Here is a 16342-nt window from a genome sequence, read left to right on the forward strand (position 1 = left end):
CATTGCAGCATGATCAAGACCGAACTGAACTACGGCGACGTGTACCTGGTACCGAAGAAGACCATCGTCGACTCCCGCAAGGATTGCGACACCTCGGTCGCCTTCGGGCCGCGCCGCTTCGCGATGCCGGTCTACCCCTCGAACATGAAGAGCGTGGTCAACGAAGAGACCTGCGAGCTGTTCGCACGCCAGGGCTGGTTCTACACCATGCACCGATTCAACGTCGACGTGGTCGCCTTCGTGCGCCGCATGCAGTCGCAAGGCCTCGTCGCCTCGATCAGCATGGGCGTCAACGAAGACTCGTACCAGCAGGTCGCCGACCTCAAGGCGGCCGGCCTCACCCCCGAATACATCACCCTGGACATCGCCAACGCCTGGTGCGTGAAGGCCGAGCGCATGATCGCGCACCTGAAGGAAGCGTTCCCGCAGAGCTTCCTGATCGGCGGCAACGTCGCCACCGCCGAGGCCGCGCGGGAGCTCGAGGCATGGGGCTGCGACGCGATCAAGGCCGGCATCGCCGGCGGCCGCGTGTGCATCACCAAGAACAAGACGGGTTTTCACCGCCCGATGATCTCGACGGTCAGCGACTGCGCGGCTGCGGTGAAGATCCCGGTGATCGCCGACGGCGGCATCGTCGAGCACGGCGACATCGCCAAGGCGCTGGTGTGCGGCGCGACCATGGTGATGGCAGGCTCGATGTTCGCGGGCTTTGACGAGTCGGCGGGCGACTTGGTCGAGATCGGCGGCAAGCTCTACAAGGAATACTTCGGCAGCGCGTCGCAGTTCAACAAGGGCGCCTACGTGAACGTCGAGGGCAAGAAGATCCTGGTCGAGTACAAGGGCGCGATTGGCAAGCTGCTCGCCGAGCTGACCGAAGACTTGCAGTCGTCGGTCAGCTACGCCGGCGGCCGCGACCTGTCGGCGCTGCGTGGCGTGGAAATGATCACCGTCCCGCGCTAAGCATCAGGCGAAGGCAAGCCCCGCGAGCATGCCGGCGACGGTGCCGGCGAACGCGGGCAGGCAACGGCGGGCGAGCGCGGGCCCGCCTATGCTCGCGATGATGCCGAACTTGAACGCGGTGTTGGCCAGCACGGCGAGCGCCGCGGCGACGGCGAGGCTGTTCAGCGAGATCTGCGCGCGGGCGAGCATCTGGTAGAGGGCGAGGGTGATCGCGTCGACGTCGTTGACGCCGGTCACCAGCGCGACGACGTACACGCCCTTGCTGCCGAACAGCTCGTTCAGCCATGCCGACGCGAGCAGCACCAGCGCGAACACCGCAGCAAAACCCAGCGCGAGTTTCAGCTGGGTCGGGTTCTGAAGTTCGAGTTCGGCGCGTGCCGCGCCATCCTTGGGCGCCGACCACAGCGTGTACGCGGCACCGGCGAGGCCAAGCGCCAGCGCCGGCAGCATCAGCCGCGCCATGGTCGGCAAGGCGGGGGGCATCACCAGCGCCGCGACCAGCGTCAGCCGTGCGAACAGTACCAGGTTGGCCAGCACGATCACGCTGGCGGCCACCGGCAGCGAAGCGGGGCGCTCGCGGGCCTGGCGTGCGAAGACGAGCGTCGTCGCCGTCGACGACACCACCCCGCCCATCAACCCGGTCAGCGGCGCGCCGTAGCGCGAGCCCAGCACCTTCAGCGCCAGGTAGCCGGCGAGGCCGACGCCGACGATCAGCACCACCAACAGCCACACCTTGTACGGGTTGAACGCGCCGTACGGCCCGAAGCGCGCGTCCGGCAGCAGAGGCAGCACGACGAAGGTCAGCGCGCAGAACTGGATGATGGACAACAGGTCGCGCCGCGACAGCCCGTGCGACATGCCGGAGAGTTCGCGCTTCAGGTACAGCAGCAAGGTGGTGATCACGCCCAGCGCGATCGCGAGCTGCGTCTGGCCCAGCCAGATCAGCACGCCCAGCCCGTAGCAGATCAGAAGCGCCATCTGCGTGGTGGTGCGCGGCTCGCGCAGCGACTCGCGCGGGGCGGGCAGGAAGCCCAGGGCACCGGCGAGCGCGAGGCCGACGGCCGGCAGCCAGGCGGCGGCGAAGGTGGTGCCGAGCATCGCGAGCAGGGTGCCCAGTAGCGCGGTCAGCGCGAAGGTGCGGATGCCGGCGATGTCGGCCTTGCGTTCGCGCTCGACGCCGATCAACAGGCCGATCGCGATGCTGGTGAGGAATTCGGGCAGCGCCGCGAACGGCGTGCCCTCGAAGCGCAGCCAGGCCGAGAAGTCCCACTCGCCCATGGCCGCGTCTCCGGTCAGGAACTCAGGCGCGCGCGGATCGCCGCCTCGATGCCGGCGCTATCCAGCCCCAGTCCGGCGAGCAGCCTGGCGTGGTCGCCGTGCTCGACGTAGTCGTCGGGCAGCCCCAGTTGCAGGCAGTTGGCAGGCAGGCCGGCCGCCGCGATCGCTTCCAGGCAGGCCGAACCCGCGCCGCCCATCACCACGTTTTCTTCCACAGTGACGAGAAGGTCGTGGCTTTGCGCAAGCTCGCGCACCAGCGCCTCGTCCAGCGGCTTGACGAAGCGCATGTCGGCGACCGTCGCGTCGAGCGCCTCGGCCGCGGCGAGCGATGGTGCGACCATCGAGCCGAAGGCGAGGATCGCGATCCTTTGCCCCTGGCGGCGCACGACGCCGCGGCCAATCGGCAGCGCCGTCATCTCGGTCTGGATCTCTGCGCCACAGCCGCTGCCCCTCGGGTAGCGCACCGCAGTCGGCGACTCCAGCTGATAGGCGGTGTACAGCATCTGCCGGCACTCGTTCTCGTCGGACGGCGCCATCACCGTCATGTTCGGGATGCAGCGCAGGAAGGAGAGGTCGAACGCCCCGGCGTGGGTCGGGCCGTCGGCGCCGACCAGGCCCGCGCGGTCGATCGCGAACAGCACCGGCAGGTTCTGCAGCGCGACGTCGTGGATCAGCTGGTCGTACGCGCGCTGCAAAAAGGTCGAGTAGATTGCGACCACCGGCTTCATGCCGTCGCACGCCATGCCGGCGGCGAAAGTCACCGCGTGCTGCTCGGCGATCGCGACGTCGAAGTAGCGCTCGGGGTGCTCGCGCTCGAAGCGCACCAGGCCCGAACCCTCGCGCATCGCCGGCGTGATGCCGACCAGGCGGTGGTCCTTCTTCGCCATGTCGCAGATCCAGTCGCCGAACACCTGCGTGTAGCTGGGCTTGCCACCGCCCTTGCCGCTGGCAAGGCCCGCCACCGGGTCGAAGCGCGACACGCCGTGGTAGGCGGTCGGGTCGTTCTCGGCGAGCTTGTAGCCCTGGCCCTTCCTGGTGACCACGTGCAGGAACTGTGGGCCCTTCAGCTTGCGGATGTTGGAGAGGGTGTCGACCAGCACGTTCAAGTCGTGCCCGTCGATCGGGCCGATGTAGTTGAAGCCGAATTCCTCGAACAGCGTGCCCGGCGTCAGCATCCCCTTGGCGTACTCCTCGACCTTGCTGGCCAGGTCGCGCAGCGGAGGTGCGAAGCCCTTGAGCACCTTGTTCGACTGCTGGCGCACCGTGCTGTAGAAGCGGCTGGAGAGCAGACGGGCGAGGTAGTTGTTGAGCGCGCCGACGTTAGGCGAGATCGACATTTCGTTGTCGTTGAGGATCACCAGCAAGTTGGTGTCCATCGCGCCGGCGTTGTTCAGCGCCTCGAAGGCCTGGCCGGCGGTCAGCGCGCCGTCGCCGATGATGGCGACGCAGCGCCGCTCGCTTTTTTGCGCCTTGGCCGCGACGGCCATGCCCAGCGCCGCGCCGATGCTGGTCGAGCTGTGGCCGACGCCGAAGGTGTCGTACGGCGACTCTTCGCGCTTGGGGAAGCCGGCGAGGCCGCCTTGCTGGCGCATGCTGTTCATGCGCGCCTTGCGCCCGGTCAGGATCTTGTGCGGGTAGGTCTGGTGGCCGACGTCCCATACCAGGCGGTCGTCCGGCGTGTCGTACACATAGTGCAGCGCGACGGTCAGCTCGATGCTGCCCAGGTTGGACGAGAAGTGGCCGCCGGTCTTGCTGACCGACTCGACCAGGAAGTCGCGCAGCTCGCCGGCGACCTTGGGTAGCGCCTCGCGCGGCAGCCGGCGCAAGTCGGCCGGGGTGTCGATGGTGTCGAGCAGGGCGGTCGTCATCAAGGCGGCCTCAGAAGGAGCGTTCGACAATGTAGTCGGCCAGTTCGCGCAGGCGGCGGGCGTCTGCGCCAAAGGGTTCGACGGCGCGGATGGCGTCGTCGTAGAGTTCACGGGCAAATTCACGGGCACGGGCTAATCCCAACAGGCTCACGTAAGTCGGTTTGTCATGGGCGGCGTCCTTGCCGGCGGTCTTGCCGAGCGCCTGGCTGTCGGCGTCGACGTCGAGCACGTCGTCGACCACCTGGAAGGCGAGCCCCATGCACTTGGCAAAATGGTCGAGGCACGCGCGCGCCTCGTCGTCGATGTCGCCGGCCAGGGCACCGAGGCCGACCGACGCGCGGATCAGCGCGCCGGTCTTCATCAGGTGCATGTATTCGAGCTCGGGCAATTCGAGCGACTGGCCGACGGCAGCCAGGTCGATCGCCTGGCCGCCGGCCATGCCGGCGTGTCCCGCGGCGCGGGCGAGCGTGCCTGCCATCATCAATTGCCGCGCGGGCGCGACGCCAGCCAGCGGGCGGCTGACGATGTCGAACGCCAGTGTCTGCAGCGCGTCACCGGCCAACAGCGCGGTCGCCTCGCCGTAAGCGACGTGGCAGGTCGGCTTGCCGCGGCGCAACACGTCGTCGTCCATGCACGGCAAATCGTCGTGGATCAGCGAATAGACGTGCACGCACTCGACAGCCGCCGCCAGCGGTGCAAGCGTTTCGGGCGCGCCGCCGGCGGCTTCGCCTGCGGCGAAAACCAGCAGCGGTCGCACACGCTTGCCGCCGCCCAGGGTGCTGTAGCGCATCGCCTCGTGCAGCGCGCGCGGGTGCGCGCCCTCGGCGGGCAGCAGGGCGGCCAGCGTCTGTTCGGTCTGCTGCTGGATGGCGGTCATCCAGCCGGTAAAGGTGTCAGCCGGCATCGGGCAGGTCCAGCGGTTTGAGTTCTTCGTTTTCCAAAATCTTCAGCTGCTGTTCGGCGTCGGCAAGCTTGGCCTGGCAGAACTTGATCAGCTCGGTGCCCTGCTTGTACGAGGAAAGCGCGCTCTCCAGCGGCATGTCGCCGCTTTCCATCGCGTGGATGATCTCCTCGAGCTGGGCGAGCGCCGTCTCGAAAGTCGCGGCGCTCTTCGGTGCTCTGGCCATGTGCATTCCTTTGGCAAAAAACCGTCTGGCGCCCATTGTAGGGCGCATGAAGAGACCTGCCTAGCGAGGCCGGGCGACTTTACGCGGCCTTCTGCTTGCGCGGGAAGATCAGCGACAGCACCACCGAGCTTGCGATCACCACGAACACCACGCCCAGCGAGATCGCGGTCGGGATGTGGAACACCTTGACGATCAGCATCTTGCAGCCGATGAAGGTGAGCACCACCGCCAGGCCGTATTTCAGCAGGTGGAAGCGGTCGGCGACGTCGGCGAGCAGGAAGTACATCGCGCGCAGGCCGAGGATCGCGAAGATGTTCGAGGTCAGCACGATGAAGGGGTCGGTGGTCACCGCGAAGATCGCCGGGATGCTGTCGACCGCGAACACCACGTCGGAGAGCTCGATCATCACCAGCACCAGGAACATCGGCGTCGCGTAGCGGATGCCGTCCTTCATGATGAAGAACTTCTCGCCGTGCAGCTCTTGCGTGACGCGCATATGGCGGCGCACGAACTTGAGGATGGGGTTGTCCGAAAAATCGGCTTCCTCGTCCTTTTCCGGCAGCATCATCTTCAAGCCGGTGAACACCAGGAAGGCGCCGAAGATGTACAGCACCCATGCAAATTCCTTCACCAGCGCGGCGCCGACGCCGACCATCACCGCGCGCAGCACGATCGCGCCGAACACGCCGTAGACCAGCACGCGGCGCTGGTATTCGGGCGGCACCTTGAAGTAGGCGAAGATCATCAGGAACACGAAGATGTTGTCGACCGCGAGCGACTTCTCGATCACGTAGCCGGTCAGGAACTCCAGCGTCTTCTCGTGAGCGATCACTTCCCCGAACGCCGGGTCCATCTTCAGGTCCCAGTAGAGCCAGGCGGCGAAGGCGAGGGCGACGCTCACCCAGACCGCCGACCAGCCGAGCGCTTCCTTCGCGCTGACCTTGTGCGCGCCTTGCTTGTTGAGCGCGACGATATCGATGGCGAGCATCACCAGGACGGCGACGAAGAAGACACCGTAAAAGAACGGCGAGCCGATGTCCGGCATGGCCTGCTGCATGATCAAACCCCTGTAAGCGTTGCGTGGTATTGCGGGCGCGTATTTTGGTGTAGTGTGCGCGCTCTGGCTAGTAGCAAAAACGCATAGATTGTAAAACGATGAAATCCATCCTGATTAGCGGATGTTCGAGCGGGATCGGCTACGCGGTCGCGCACGGCCTGAAAAACGAGGGCTGGCGGGTGTTCGCGACCTGCCGCAAGCAGGCAGACGTCGAGCGGCTGGCCGCCGAAGGGCTCGAAGCCTTAAGGCTAGACGTCGACGACGACGAAAGCATTCGTGTCTGCGTCGCCGAAGTGCTGGAAAGGGCCGGCGGCAGGCTCGACGCCCTCTTCAATAACGCGGGCTTCGGCCAGCCCGGCGCGTGCGAGGACATCACGCGCGGCGCGCTGCGCGCGCAGTTCGAGACCAACCTGTTTGGCGCGTGGGCGCTGTGCGCCGCCGTGCTGCCGGCGATGCGCGCGCAGGGGCATGGCCGCATCCTGTTCAACAGCTCGGTGCTGGGCTTCGCCGCGATGAAGTGGCGCGGCGCGTACAACGCCTCCAAGTACGCGATGGAAGGGCTGTGCGACACGCTGCGGCTGGAACTGGACGGCTCGGGCGTGTTCGTCAGCCTGATCGAGCCGGGGCCGATCGTCAGCCGCTTTCGCGCCAACGCGCTCGAGCGCTTCCTCGCCAACGTCGACATCGACGCGAGCGCGCACCGCGCCGCGTACCAGGCCCAGCTCGAACGGCTGCAAAAGCCGGGGCCGGCGGCGCCGTTTACCTTGCCCGAGTCGGCGGTGCTAGATAGCGTGCGCCGCGCGCTGGCTGCGAGGCACCCGGCCGCGCGCTACCGGGTGACGGTGCCGACGCACCTCTTCTGGTACTTGAAGCGAGTGCTGCCGACGCGCTGGCTGGACGCCTTGCTGAGCCGGGCGGCCTGACGCAAAAAGCCCCGCCGAAAAGGCGGGGCTTTGCTTTGGCCGGATGGGACCCGGGTACTGCTTCTTGTTGTAGGGCTTAGGCCTTGGCGGCGCTGGCGACCGCGCCTGCCTGCGCCTCTTCCTCGGCGATGCACGCGGCGGCGGTGAACAGCACGTCGGTCGACGAGTTGAGCGCGGTCTCGGCCGAATCCTGCAGCACGCCGATGATGAAGCCGACCGCGATCACCTGCATCGCGATGTCGCCCGGGATGCCGAACAGGCTGCACGCCAGCGGGATCAACAGCAGCGAGCCACCGGCGACGCCCGAGGCGCCGCATGCGCATACCGCGGCGACCACCGACAGCAACAGCGCGGTCGGGATGTCGACGGTGATGCCCAACGTGTGCACGGCAGCGAGGGTCAGCACGGTGATGGTGATGGCAGCACCGGCCATGTTGATGGTTGCGCCCAGCGGGATCGACACCGAGTAGGTGTCTTCATGCAGGCCGAGCTTCTCGCACAGTTCCATGTTGACCGGGATGTTGGCGGCCGAGCTGCGGGTGAAGAAGGCGGTGATGCCGCTTTCCTTCAGGCAGGTGAAGACCAGCGGGAACGGGTTGCGACGGATCTTCCAGAACACGATCAGCGGGTTGAGCACCAGCGCGACCAGCAGCATGCTGCCAAGCAATACGGCCAACAGCTGCGCGTAGCCGTACAGCGCGTCGAAGCCGGTTTCGGCGATGGTCGACGAGACGAGGCCGAAGATGCCCAGCGGCGCGAAGCGGATCACCACGTGGACGATGAAGGTTACGCCGTAGGAGAGGTCATGTGCGACCTGCTTGGTGGTCTCCGACGCGTGGCGCAGGGCCAGCCCCAGCGCGATCGCCCAGGCCAGGATGCCGATGAAGTTGGCCTTGAGGACGGCGTTGACCGGGTTGTCGACCACGTTCAAGAGCAGCGTCTTCAGCACCTCGCCGATGCCGCCGGGCGGGGTGAGGTCGCCGCTATGGGTGGCCAGCGTCAGCACGGTCGGGAAGGCGAAGCTCATCAGTACCGCGACCAAGGCGGCTGCGAAGGTGCCCAACAGGTACAGCACCAGGATGGGGCGGATATTGGTCGGCTGGCCCTTCTTGTGGTTGGCGATCGACGAGGCGACCAGCACGAACACCAGGACCGGCGCGACGGCCTTGAGCGCGCTGATGAACAGCGAACCCAATAGCCCGGCCGACTTGGCTGCCGACGGCGCGAACACGGTCAGCGCGATGCCGGCCACCAGGCCGATCATGATCTGGCTGACCAGCGAGCCGTGCATCAGGTAGCGCAGCAGGGGATGTTGCTTCTCTTGCATGATGGGGACGTTCCTCTCTATCTCGTGCGCTGGGCGCACCTCTATTGGTCCGGATCTTTTTTATTGGTGTTCCCGCCGCCGCCCATGCTGAGGGGGTGGCTGGATGGGAGCGGTTAGTCTATCCGCTAAATAAGAAAAATTGGAAGTAGTTGTATACGATATGCGATATGCAATTACGGGTTTGCGACACGCGTTTCGGGCGCCGGCAAGACGGCAGGGGGGCGGGCGGGTTATAATCGCCCCATTTTTTCGCGCATAACAAGACACCGAAAACGACCATGGAACTTGCCAAGAGCTTTGAACCGGGCGACATCGAACGCCGCTGGTACGACGTGTGGGACAAGGCCGGCTACTTCAAGCCGAGCATGAACGAAGCGCAGCCCTCGTTCTGCATCCAGCTGCCGCCGCCGAACGTCACCGGCACGCTGCACATGGGCCACGCCTTCAACCAGACCATCATGGATGGCCTGACCCGCTACTACCGGATGAAGGGCGACAACACGCTGTGGGTGCCGGGCACCGACCACGCGGGCATCGCCACCCAGATCGTCGTCGAACGCCAGCTCGCCGAGCAGGGCGTCTCCCGCCACGACCTGGGCCGCGACGCGTTCATCTCCAAGGTATGGGAGTGGAAGGAAAAGTCCGGCGGCACCATCACCAGCCAGATGCGCCGCGTCGGCTGCTCGGTCGACTGGGACAAGGAATACTTCACCATGGACGACAAGATGTCGACCGCGGTGACCGAGGTGTTCGTGCGCCTGTTCGAGCAGGGCCTGATCTACCGCGGCAAGCGCCTCGTTAACTGGGACCCGAAACTGGGGACCGCCGTATCCGACCTCGAAGTGGTCTCCGAGGAAGAAGACGGCAAGATGTGGCACATCCGCTACCCGGTGGTCGGCGCCGACGACGAAGTGATCGTCGCCACCACCCGTCCGGAGACGCTGTTGGGTGACGTCGCCGTCGCCATCAACCCGACCGACGAGCGCTACCAGCACCTGGTCGGCAGAGAGCTTGAGCTGCCGCTGACCGGCCGCACCATCCCGGTGATCGTCGACGACTACGTCGACGCCGCCTTCGGCACCGGCTTCGTGAAGATCACTCCGGCGCACGACTTCAACGACTATCAGGTCGGCAAGCGCCACGCAACAGTGCTGATCAACGTGATGGCGCTGGACGCGACCATCCTGAGTGATGCCGAAGTGTTCGCCTTCGACGGCACCGACATGGGCCGCATCGCGCTGCCGGCGGCCTACGCGGGCCTGTCCACCGCCGACGCCCGCAAGGCTGTGCTGGCCGACCTGGAAGCCGCCGGCCTGCTGGTGGAAACCAAGCCGCACAAGCTGATGGTGCCGCGTGGCGACCGTACCGGCTCGGTGATCGAGCCGCTGCTGACCGACCAGTGGTTCGTCGCGATGAGCAAGGTGGGCGAGGGCGACCCCACCGGCAAGAGCATCACCCAGAAGGCGATCGACGCGGTCGAGTCGGGTGAAGTGCGCTTCGTGCCGGAGAACTGGGTCAACACCTACAACCAGTGGATGAACAACATCCAGGACTGGTGCATCAGCCGCCAGCTGTGGTGGGGCCACCAGATCCCGGCGTGGTACGACGAAGACGGCAAGGTCTACGTCGCCCGCAGCGAGGAAGAAGCGCGCGCCAAGGCCGGCGGCAAGGCGCTGCGCCGTGACGACGACGTGCTCGACACCTGGTTCTCGTCCGCGCTGGTGCCGTTCTCCAGCCTGGGCTGGCCGGCCGAGACGCCGGAACTCAAGGCCTTCGTGCCCTCGCAGGTGCTGGTGACCGGCTACGAGATCATCTTCTTCTGGGTCGCGCGCATGATCATGATGACGACCCACTTCCTGGGCAAGGTGCCGTTCAAGGATGTATACATCCACGGCATCGTGCGCGACCACGAAGGCAAGAAGATGTCGAAGTCCGAAGGCAACGTGATCGACCCGGTCGATCTGATCGACGGTATCGACCTTGCCCGCCTCACCGAGAAGCGCACCACCGGCCTGCGCCGCCCGGAGAAGGCGCCGCAGATCGTCAAGGCCACCGAGAAGCTGTTCCCCGAAGGCATCCCGGCCTACGGCACCGACGCGCTGCGCTTCACCATGGCGAGCTACGCGTCGCTCGGCCGCTCGGTCAACTTCGACTTCAAGCGTGCCGAAGGCTACCGCAACTTCTGCAACAAGCTGTGGAACGCGACCCGCTTCGTGATGATGAACGTCGAGGGCAAGGACTGCGGCCAGGACGAGTCGCTGCCGCTGGAATACAGCTTCGTCGACCAGTGGATCATCGGCCGCCTGCAGCAGGCCGAGGCCGACGTCACCCAGGCGCTGGACACCTACCGCTTCGACCTCGCCGCGCAGACCATCTACGAGTTCATGTGGAACGAGTACTGCGACTGGTACGTGGAACTGGCCAAGGTGCAGATCGCTAACGGCAACGAAGCGCAGCAGCGCGCCACCCGCCGCACGCTGGTGCGCGTGCTGGAAGTCGCGCTGCGCCTGATCCACCCGATCATGCCCTTCATCAGCGAAGAGCTGTGGCAGACGGTGGCGCCGCTCGCCAACGCGAAGAAGACCGATTCGCTGATGGTCGCGCCGTGGCCCGTCGCGCAGATGGACAAGGTCGACGCGGAAGCCAACGCCCGCATGGACGCGTTCAAGGACATGGTCAACGCGATCCGCAACCTGCGTGGCGAGATGAACCTCGGCCCGTCGGTGAAGGCGCCGCTGTTCATCGAGGGCGACGCCTCGTTCGCCGAGTTCGTGCCTTACCTGCGCCTGCTGTGCCGCCTGACCGAGGGCAGCATCGTCGCCAAACTACCGGAAGACGACGCGCCGGTGGCGATCTCGGGCGACGCGCGCCTGATGCTGAAGGTCGAGATCGACAAGGCAGCGGAAACCGCGCGCCTGACCAAGGAAATCGGCAAGACCGAGGTCGAGATCGGCAAGCTGTCCGCCAAGCTGGAGAAGCCGGGCTACGTCGACAAGGCACCGGCGCACCTGGTCGAGCGCGACCGCGCGCAACTGGCGGACTTCAGCGACAAGCTCGCCAAGCTGAAGGCGCAACTGGACAAGCTCGCCTAAGCGTTAACCGCCGTATCGAAAAACCCGCTCTCTTCGGAGGGCGGGTTTTTTTATTTGGGCCGGCCGCCCCCGGTCTTGCTGCTGTGCCGCGAGGGCCCCGTGTGAAACTTCTGGGCGGGCAAAACAAATCGCCACCCTTGTGGGCGGTGGCAATGGCGGGGCAATCAGGGTTGTGGCTGTTCGTAACCGGCATCCTGCCAGTCGTCTACATCGTGTGGCGAGACCATTGATGAATCCTCATGAGTAAAAATGGATGCAAAGAGGCAATATTCTAGCCATGAATTGCTGCGCCGCAACACGTTCGCTCATATTTGTTGGTTCTTAAGCTCTGGGTAATCGATTAGGCGGCTATCGCTGTCACACCTTGCCTTCGTGATGGGCGGGGGGCGGGTGGTGTCCGCTTCGCGGACGCCATTTCCAGCCGCCTGCGCTGCCCGAGCGCGGAAAGCGAAGCGGCGCGAGGGAATGCGGACGGGGTCATTTCTTTTGTCTCGCCAAAAGAAATGACCGAAAGAAAAGGCGACCCGGAGCCGCCTCGAAACCCCGCGCCAAAGCCGCCCGCCAAGGCGCCGCCTAACTCGCAGATCGCTACCGCGATCCGCTCAAACAGGAGGCGGCTTAAAACCTTGGCGGCCAGCTTCGCCGCGGCTCGCGGCTACGGGCTTTGGGGTGGCTCCCCATTGATGTGGCTGGATCGTTGCGCTTGGTAGGGAGGGTTAGCCGCTGACCGAGCGCGGCAAGCGTAGCGGTGCGAGGAAATGCGGCGTAACCCACCAAGGTATTCTGGCTTGCAAAGAGTCGGTGGGTTACGGCCTATGGCCTAACCCACCCTACGAGCTATCAATCCAGGTTCAATCGACCAGCGTCGTGCCGGCCAGTTCTTTCACGAATTCCCGTTTGATCGTCGTGCTGGTGATGTAGAACAGTTCGACCTGTTCGCCGTCCTGCGTGTATGCGGCGCGGAAGTTGTGGCTGCCCACCACGATCTTGTATTCGAGGATGGTGCGGTTGCCCCTTTTCAGGTGGTAGGCCGGTTTGATCTTGTGGGGGCGGTGTTCGATGATTTCGGGCAGGGTGTGCTGGATGTTGTGCCGGATGTCTGCCTCAAGCTGGCTGTGTTTGCCGAAGAAGCGCTGGATATACTTGTTGGGGTCGATGGTGACGGTGCAGGGCATGGCTATGTTCGCTTTGCTGGGGGGAATACATCAAAGCATGTGCTTCACCATGTAGTACTTGCGGTTCTTCGGAAACTCGACCGACTTCAGTTGCTTGAGTAGGTGTTCCAGTTTGGCCGCCTCGATGTTCTTGAATTCCTTGTGCTCAAACCCGTCCTCGACGACGTGAAAGGTACCCTGATCCTGTTTGGTGATGACGATCTTGCGGTCTTTCTTGTAGGTCAACAGTTCCACCTTTTCGCCGATACTCATCTTTTTAAGTTCGTTGAGTGGCGTGTTGATGAAGGTCTTGATGTCGTGCATGGAATTCCCCTGGTAAATGCGCATCTCTTGCGGCGGGCACGATGTGTATAGGGTAGGTGAAATCGCTCAAAAATCCAGTTGCCAATATCTGGATAATCCTGGCGTAGCCTCCTCTGCCTCCCATTTCGCGAGCGTGTCGATGATGGTGTAAGCGCAAAATGCGCGGCACAGGGTTGACATACCACTTCTCGGCACCTAGGTTGAATCGCCAGTTCCGCAACGCCTGTGCAGCACAGTGGGCAGGCGTGGCGTTGCAGTTCCATCCGGCTGTGTACTTTCAGGCACTGGTAACCCCGATGGCTTGCAAAACAATGAGCCATTCACATCGCTTACCGGGTTATACACACAGGCAAACCAAATATACACCTGCAAAGGTGCATATTTCACGTTAGGCGCTACAACATGCTGGTTCCAAATGGCCACCATTGGAATGTTCCGATGCGAAATAGCAAACTGGGTGTCGCATTGGTCCTCTTCGCTATCCTATTTGCCGGATGTGCGAGCGCCCCCGAGCTGACTGAGGATGTGGTGAAACTAGAGCCGAGTATCCCCAAGGAATCTATCGATGTGAAGGAGCTAGAGCATGGACAACCGCTTGGTGGTCTCAATTCCGAAATTGCAAGAGTAATTCGTGATCCATCGGCAGCAATTCGCCTCGGGTGTGGCGGAAGCTTAATTGGCGACCCCGTTTGCATGACCATTCCGGGCGTTGGGGCAGGGTTGGATAACGCCCACCGCACAATCAAAGAGGCGATTCACTCCTACACCGAGATGAGCGGGCCAGGAGTAATTCTTGATTGGAGTTCGGTCAAGGAAATCATGGAAATCGAGAAGGCTGATCAAGACACGGGCAAGGCGATTGAGAACCTCGCATTCAATAATGGCGCTTCAGCAAATACAGATCTCAATCGACGACCACCTAATCAATCAAATTCAACAGCGCCGCCACTAGATTCCACTAGATCGTTTCAGGATCGAATTGGTGAGTTCTTTGCCACGCTTAAGAAAGCTGCTTATGCATTTAACCCGCCTTCTCCAATTACCGTGGCAAAACCAATCACGATATACCTTTTGCTTGAACCCCAAGGCGACGCAGTAAAGTTGGCAGATCGCATTAGAGAACTTGCGCCACAAGATGCTTCGCGCATAGTCCGTGGGGAGGCAAAATGGGCGTCGGTCATGGAGGCTTCTCTATCGGGGAGGGACTTTGATATTGAGCCTTCAGCCCCGGTTAGAAAGACGCTTAATCCATCTGAGCGTGCGATGTGGAGTTGGGTCATCACACCGAAACATCCCGGAGAGAAGTTGCCACTAACGCTCACAGCGAAAGCCATACTTCCGAGTGATTTTGCTCCGCCATATGAAGTTATTCTCCTTCAGCGTGAGATTGATGTTCAAGTGACTATGTGGTGGCTATTCGATCATTACTTTGACAAGTATTGGAAGTGGCTACTCGGTGGTGCTGCCGGACTCGTGACTGCCACCTTTGGTTGGTGGTGGAGGCAAAGAACTACGCCTAACCCTGCGCTCAAGCGGACGCCCCGCAAGCGGCGCGCCGCTTAGCTTGAACGTTAGCCAATACGCCAAAATAAATTTAAGCCGCTGTTTATTTAGTCCCTCAACGACAAGAGGTGCTCTTTATGACTTACACAGCTACCCGCCAGCACGTCCACAACCGCGGACGCGCTCCCATCGCCTTCCTCGACGAGATCGTCGCATGGGGAAAGGTCGCCCCGGAAGAGGTCTTCGCACCGAATAGCGCGAGTGACATCTATTCCAGCGTCAAGAACATCCTCGGTCCTTGGCAGAACAACCAGCACCGTCGCGCTGTGATGCTTGAGGTGTTGCGTGTCCTCGGTGGGTTTGAATCCTCCTGGGACTGGAACGAGGGCCGTGACGAGTCGAATCCCGACTCGGACACCCCCGTGGAAATCGAAGCGGGCATCTTTCAGGTGAGCGCCAATTCCATGAACTTTGGTGCAGAGTTGCGTGAGCTTGTCCAGCGCGAGGCGGGCTCGACAGATCCCGTAAGTTTCCAGAGGCAGATGAAAGCCAATCATCACCTCGCCATTGAATATTGCGCAAGACTGCTCCGTCGCACCATTCGTCACCATGGCCCGATCCGGGACGGGCACATACACAACTGGTTGCGCCGTGATGCCGTGGAAGAGTTTCTCGACCTGCTCGCCAGCGATCCGTCCGCTGTACCTTCCGGGGTATCCATTTCTGTGACATCAGAAGGCAGCGATCTCGCTCCGGGCGAGACAGACCGCCCAAGCCGCGCGAACCTCGAAAGCCCGGGATTTGTCATGGCAGCGGCCCCCGCCGGAGACCTTTGGATTCCCTTCGCCAAAAAGAACGAGGGCGGCACGATGAAAACTCGAGGCCGCTATCGCAGGGGCTATCCCGAAGGAGCTATAGTCCACTTCACTGCTGGCCGCGACAATCCGATCAATGACATTTCAAGCGGGATCAAGAACGGCTTCGCCTACCTCGTTATCGCGCCAAATGGAGGCCTTTATCAGAACCATCGTTTGGATGAATGGGGATACCATGCTGGAAAGAGCAGTTGGCCTCCGCTCGGTGGCGGCGTCAGCCAATACCTTCTCGGCATCGAAATCTGCGCCGCCGGCAAGCTCCACAAGATCGACGATGCCCACTTCCGCCCGTGGTACAACGAGGAAAAATATCTCAAGGAGCGCGGGAAAACTCCAAAGCCCGAGGACGATCTGCTACCGCACCAAGTACGTTTCGTTCCTAATGAAGCCAACCGTGTCGAGGGCTGGTACGAGAAGTATACCGACGCACAGGAAGCTACTCTGAAAGAAGTACTGAAATGGCTCCGCCACAACAGGCCGGACGTCTTTTCCTATGACCTCGTGCTCGGCCACGACGAAGTGTCTCCCGGACGGAAGAATGACCCCGGCGGCGCTCTCTCGATCACTATGCCCGCCCTCCGTAACTGGCTTAAGGCCAGCGGATGATCACCGGCTTGCGATAAAGCGGAGTCATGTGATATTCGCGGCGCAACAAGAAAAAAGGGCAGGCTAACAATCGCCTAAAGCGGACGGGCCGAAGATGCCCGCCGCTTAGGCTTGGCATTAGGCATACCTTCATTTCACTTTCAATCTAGATATGAGATGTCAGACGTTAGCGTCTGCAATGAAACTGTGAATCGCCCCTCCTTTCCTAGACACCACGAGAGCCTCACACTAGGCGCCACAAGGAGGTG

Annotated in this window: 13 protein-coding genes; 5 read left to right on the forward strand and 8 right to left on the reverse strand. The window is 62.9% G+C overall.

Annotated features, from left to right (window positions below; all coding sequences use genetic code 11):
* The first annotated feature begins 9 nt into the window (after positions 1 to 9).
* A complete protein-coding gene (locus E5K04_RS08855; RefSeq protein WP_136553128.1) occupies positions 10 to 960 on the forward strand; it encodes a GMP reductase in 951 nt (316 codons plus the stop codon).
* A 3-nt stretch (positions 961 to 963) separates the two neighbouring features.
* Here E5K04_RS08855 and E5K04_RS08860 read toward each other — a convergent pair whose 3' ends face one another.
* The 5 genes from E5K04_RS08860 to E5K04_RS08880 all read right to left on the reverse strand — a co-directional run bounded on the left by E5K04_RS08860 (position 964) and on the right by E5K04_RS08880 (position 6290).
* Complete coding sequence (locus E5K04_RS08860; RefSeq protein ID WP_136553130.1) at positions 964 to 2238, reverse strand: MgtC/SapB family protein; 1275 nt, start codon at positions 2236 to 2238, stop codon at positions 964 to 966.
* Positions 2239 to 2252: 14 nt separating this feature from the next.
* Positions 2253 to 4106, reverse strand: coding sequence for a 1-deoxy-D-xylulose-5-phosphate synthase (dxs, locus tag E5K04_RS08865; protein ID WP_136553134.1), 1854 nt, complete (start codon positions 4104 to 4106; stop codon positions 2253 to 2255).
* Positions 4107 to 4116: 10 nt separating this feature from the next.
* Complete coding sequence (locus E5K04_RS08870; RefSeq protein ID WP_136553136.1) at positions 4117 to 5010, reverse strand: farnesyl diphosphate synthase; 894 nt, start codon at positions 5008 to 5010, stop codon at positions 4117 to 4119.
* Positions 5000 to 5233 carry an exodeoxyribonuclease VII small subunit gene (locus E5K04_RS08875; RefSeq protein WP_136553138.1) on the reverse strand — a complete coding sequence of 78 codons (234 nt, stop codon included), beginning with the start codon at positions 5231 to 5233 and terminating at the stop codon, positions 5000 to 5002. Before E5K04_RS08875 ends, E5K04_RS08870 begins: the two co-directional genes overlap by 11 nt.
* A gap of 79 nt (positions 5234 to 5312) precedes the next feature.
* Positions 5313 to 6290 carry a TerC family protein gene (locus E5K04_RS08880; RefSeq protein WP_328591037.1) on the reverse strand — a complete coding sequence of 326 codons (978 nt, stop codon included), beginning with the start codon at positions 6288 to 6290 and terminating at the stop codon, positions 5313 to 5315.
* Positions 6291 to 6388: 98 nt separating this feature from the next.
* Between E5K04_RS08880 and E5K04_RS08885 the strand changes: the two genes are divergently transcribed.
* Positions 6389 to 7213: an SDR family oxidoreductase gene (locus E5K04_RS08885; RefSeq protein WP_136553141.1), complete on the forward strand. Its 825-nt coding sequence runs from the start codon at positions 6389 to 6391 to the stop codon at positions 7211 to 7213.
* A 76-nt stretch (positions 7214 to 7289) separates the two neighbouring features.
* On the opposite strand, the gene sstT is transcribed toward E5K04_RS08885, so the two are convergent.
* Complete coding sequence (sstT, locus tag E5K04_RS08890; protein WP_136553142.1) at positions 7290 to 8540, reverse strand: serine/threonine transporter SstT; 1251 nt, start codon at positions 8538 to 8540, stop codon at positions 7290 to 7292.
* Positions 8541 to 8818: 278 nt separating this feature from the next.
* On the opposite strand from sstT, the gene E5K04_RS08895 reads away from it, so the two are divergent.
* Positions 8819 to 11632, forward strand: a complete 2814-nt coding sequence (locus E5K04_RS08895; protein ID WP_136553144.1) for a valine--tRNA ligase — start codon at positions 8819 to 8821, stop codon at positions 11630 to 11632.
* Positions 11633 to 12483: 851 nt separating this feature from the next.
* Here the strand turns inward: E5K04_RS08895 and E5K04_RS08900 are convergent.
* Both E5K04_RS08900 and E5K04_RS08905 read right to left on the reverse strand, forming a co-directional pair.
* Positions 12484 to 12807 (reverse strand): hypothetical protein, encoded by a 324-nt coding sequence (locus tag E5K04_RS08900; RefSeq protein ID WP_136553146.1) that lies wholly within the window; start codon positions 12805 to 12807, stop codon positions 12484 to 12486.
* A 30-nt stretch (positions 12808 to 12837) separates the two neighbouring features.
* Positions 12838 to 13110, reverse strand: a complete 273-nt coding sequence (locus E5K04_RS08905) for a hypothetical protein (protein WP_136553148.1) — start codon at positions 13108 to 13110, stop codon at positions 12838 to 12840.
* A 438-nt stretch (positions 13111 to 13548) separates the two neighbouring features.
* Between E5K04_RS08905 and E5K04_RS08910 the strand changes: the two genes are divergently transcribed.
* Positions 13549 to 14673 (forward strand): hypothetical protein, encoded by a 1125-nt coding sequence (locus E5K04_RS08910; protein WP_136553150.1) that lies wholly within the window; start codon positions 13549 to 13551, stop codon positions 14671 to 14673.
* Between the two features lie 77 nt (positions 14674 to 14750).
* Positions 14751 to 16094 carry an N-acetylmuramoyl-L-alanine amidase gene (locus tag E5K04_RS08915; protein WP_136553151.1) on the forward strand — a complete coding sequence of 448 codons (1344 nt, stop codon included), beginning with the start codon at positions 14751 to 14753 and terminating at the stop codon, positions 16092 to 16094.
* Positions 16095 to 16342 lie beyond the last annotated feature (248 nt).

This window comes from Crenobacter intestini (genome assembly GCF_004919095.1).
Classification (GTDB): Bacteria; Pseudomonadota; Gammaproteobacteria; order Burkholderiales; family Chromobacteriaceae; genus Craterilacuibacter; species Craterilacuibacter intestini.

What these genes read in the sequence shown, in the direction of transcription:
- E5K04_RS08895 (WP_136553144.1), top strand. Translation starts at nt 8,819, where the DNA reads ATGGAACTTGCCAAGAGCTTTGAACCGGGCGACATCGAACGCCGCTGG.
- E5K04_RS08870 (WP_136553136.1), bottom strand. Translation starts at nt 5,010, where the DNA reads ATGCCGGCTGACACCTTTACCGGCTGGATGACCGCCATCCAGCAGCAG.
- dxs (WP_136553134.1), bottom strand. Translation starts at nt 4,106, where the DNA reads ATGACGACCGCCCTGCTCGACACCATCGACACCCCGGCCGACTTGCGC.
- E5K04_RS08910 (WP_136553150.1), top strand. Translation starts at nt 13,549, where the DNA reads ATGCGAAATAGCAAACTGGGTGTCGCATTGGTCCTCTTCGCTATCCTA.
- E5K04_RS08885 (WP_136553141.1), top strand. Translation starts at nt 6,389, where the DNA reads ATGAAATCCATCCTGATTAGCGGATGTTCGAGCGGGATCGGCTACGCG.
- sstT (WP_136553142.1), bottom strand. Translation starts at nt 8,540, where the DNA reads ATGCAAGAGAAGCAACATCCCCTGCTGCGCTACCTGATGCACGGCTCG.
- E5K04_RS08855 (WP_136553128.1), top strand. Translation starts at nt 10, where the DNA reads ATGATCAAGACCGAACTGAACTACGGCGACGTGTACCTGGTACCGAAG.
- E5K04_RS08915 (WP_136553151.1), top strand. Translation starts at nt 14,751, where the DNA reads ATGACTTACACAGCTACCCGCCAGCACGTCCACAACCGCGGACGCGCT.
- E5K04_RS08875 (WP_136553138.1), bottom strand. Translation starts at nt 5,233, where the DNA reads ATGGCCAGAGCACCGAAGAGCGCCGCGACTTTCGAGACGGCGCTCGCC.
- E5K04_RS08905 (WP_136553148.1), bottom strand. Translation starts at nt 13,110, where the DNA reads ATGCACGACATCAAGACCTTCATCAACACGCCACTCAACGAACTTAAA.
- E5K04_RS08860 (WP_136553130.1), bottom strand. Translation starts at nt 2,238, where the DNA reads ATGGGCGAGTGGGACTTCTCGGCCTGGCTGCGCTTCGAGGGCACGCCG.
- E5K04_RS08900 (WP_136553146.1), bottom strand. Translation starts at nt 12,807, where the DNA reads ATGCCCTGCACCGTCACCATCGACCCCAACAAGTATATCCAGCGCTTC.
- E5K04_RS08880 (WP_328591037.1), bottom strand. Translation starts at nt 6,290, where the DNA reads ATGCAGCAGGCCATGCCGGACATCGGCTCGCCGTTCTTTTACGGTGTC.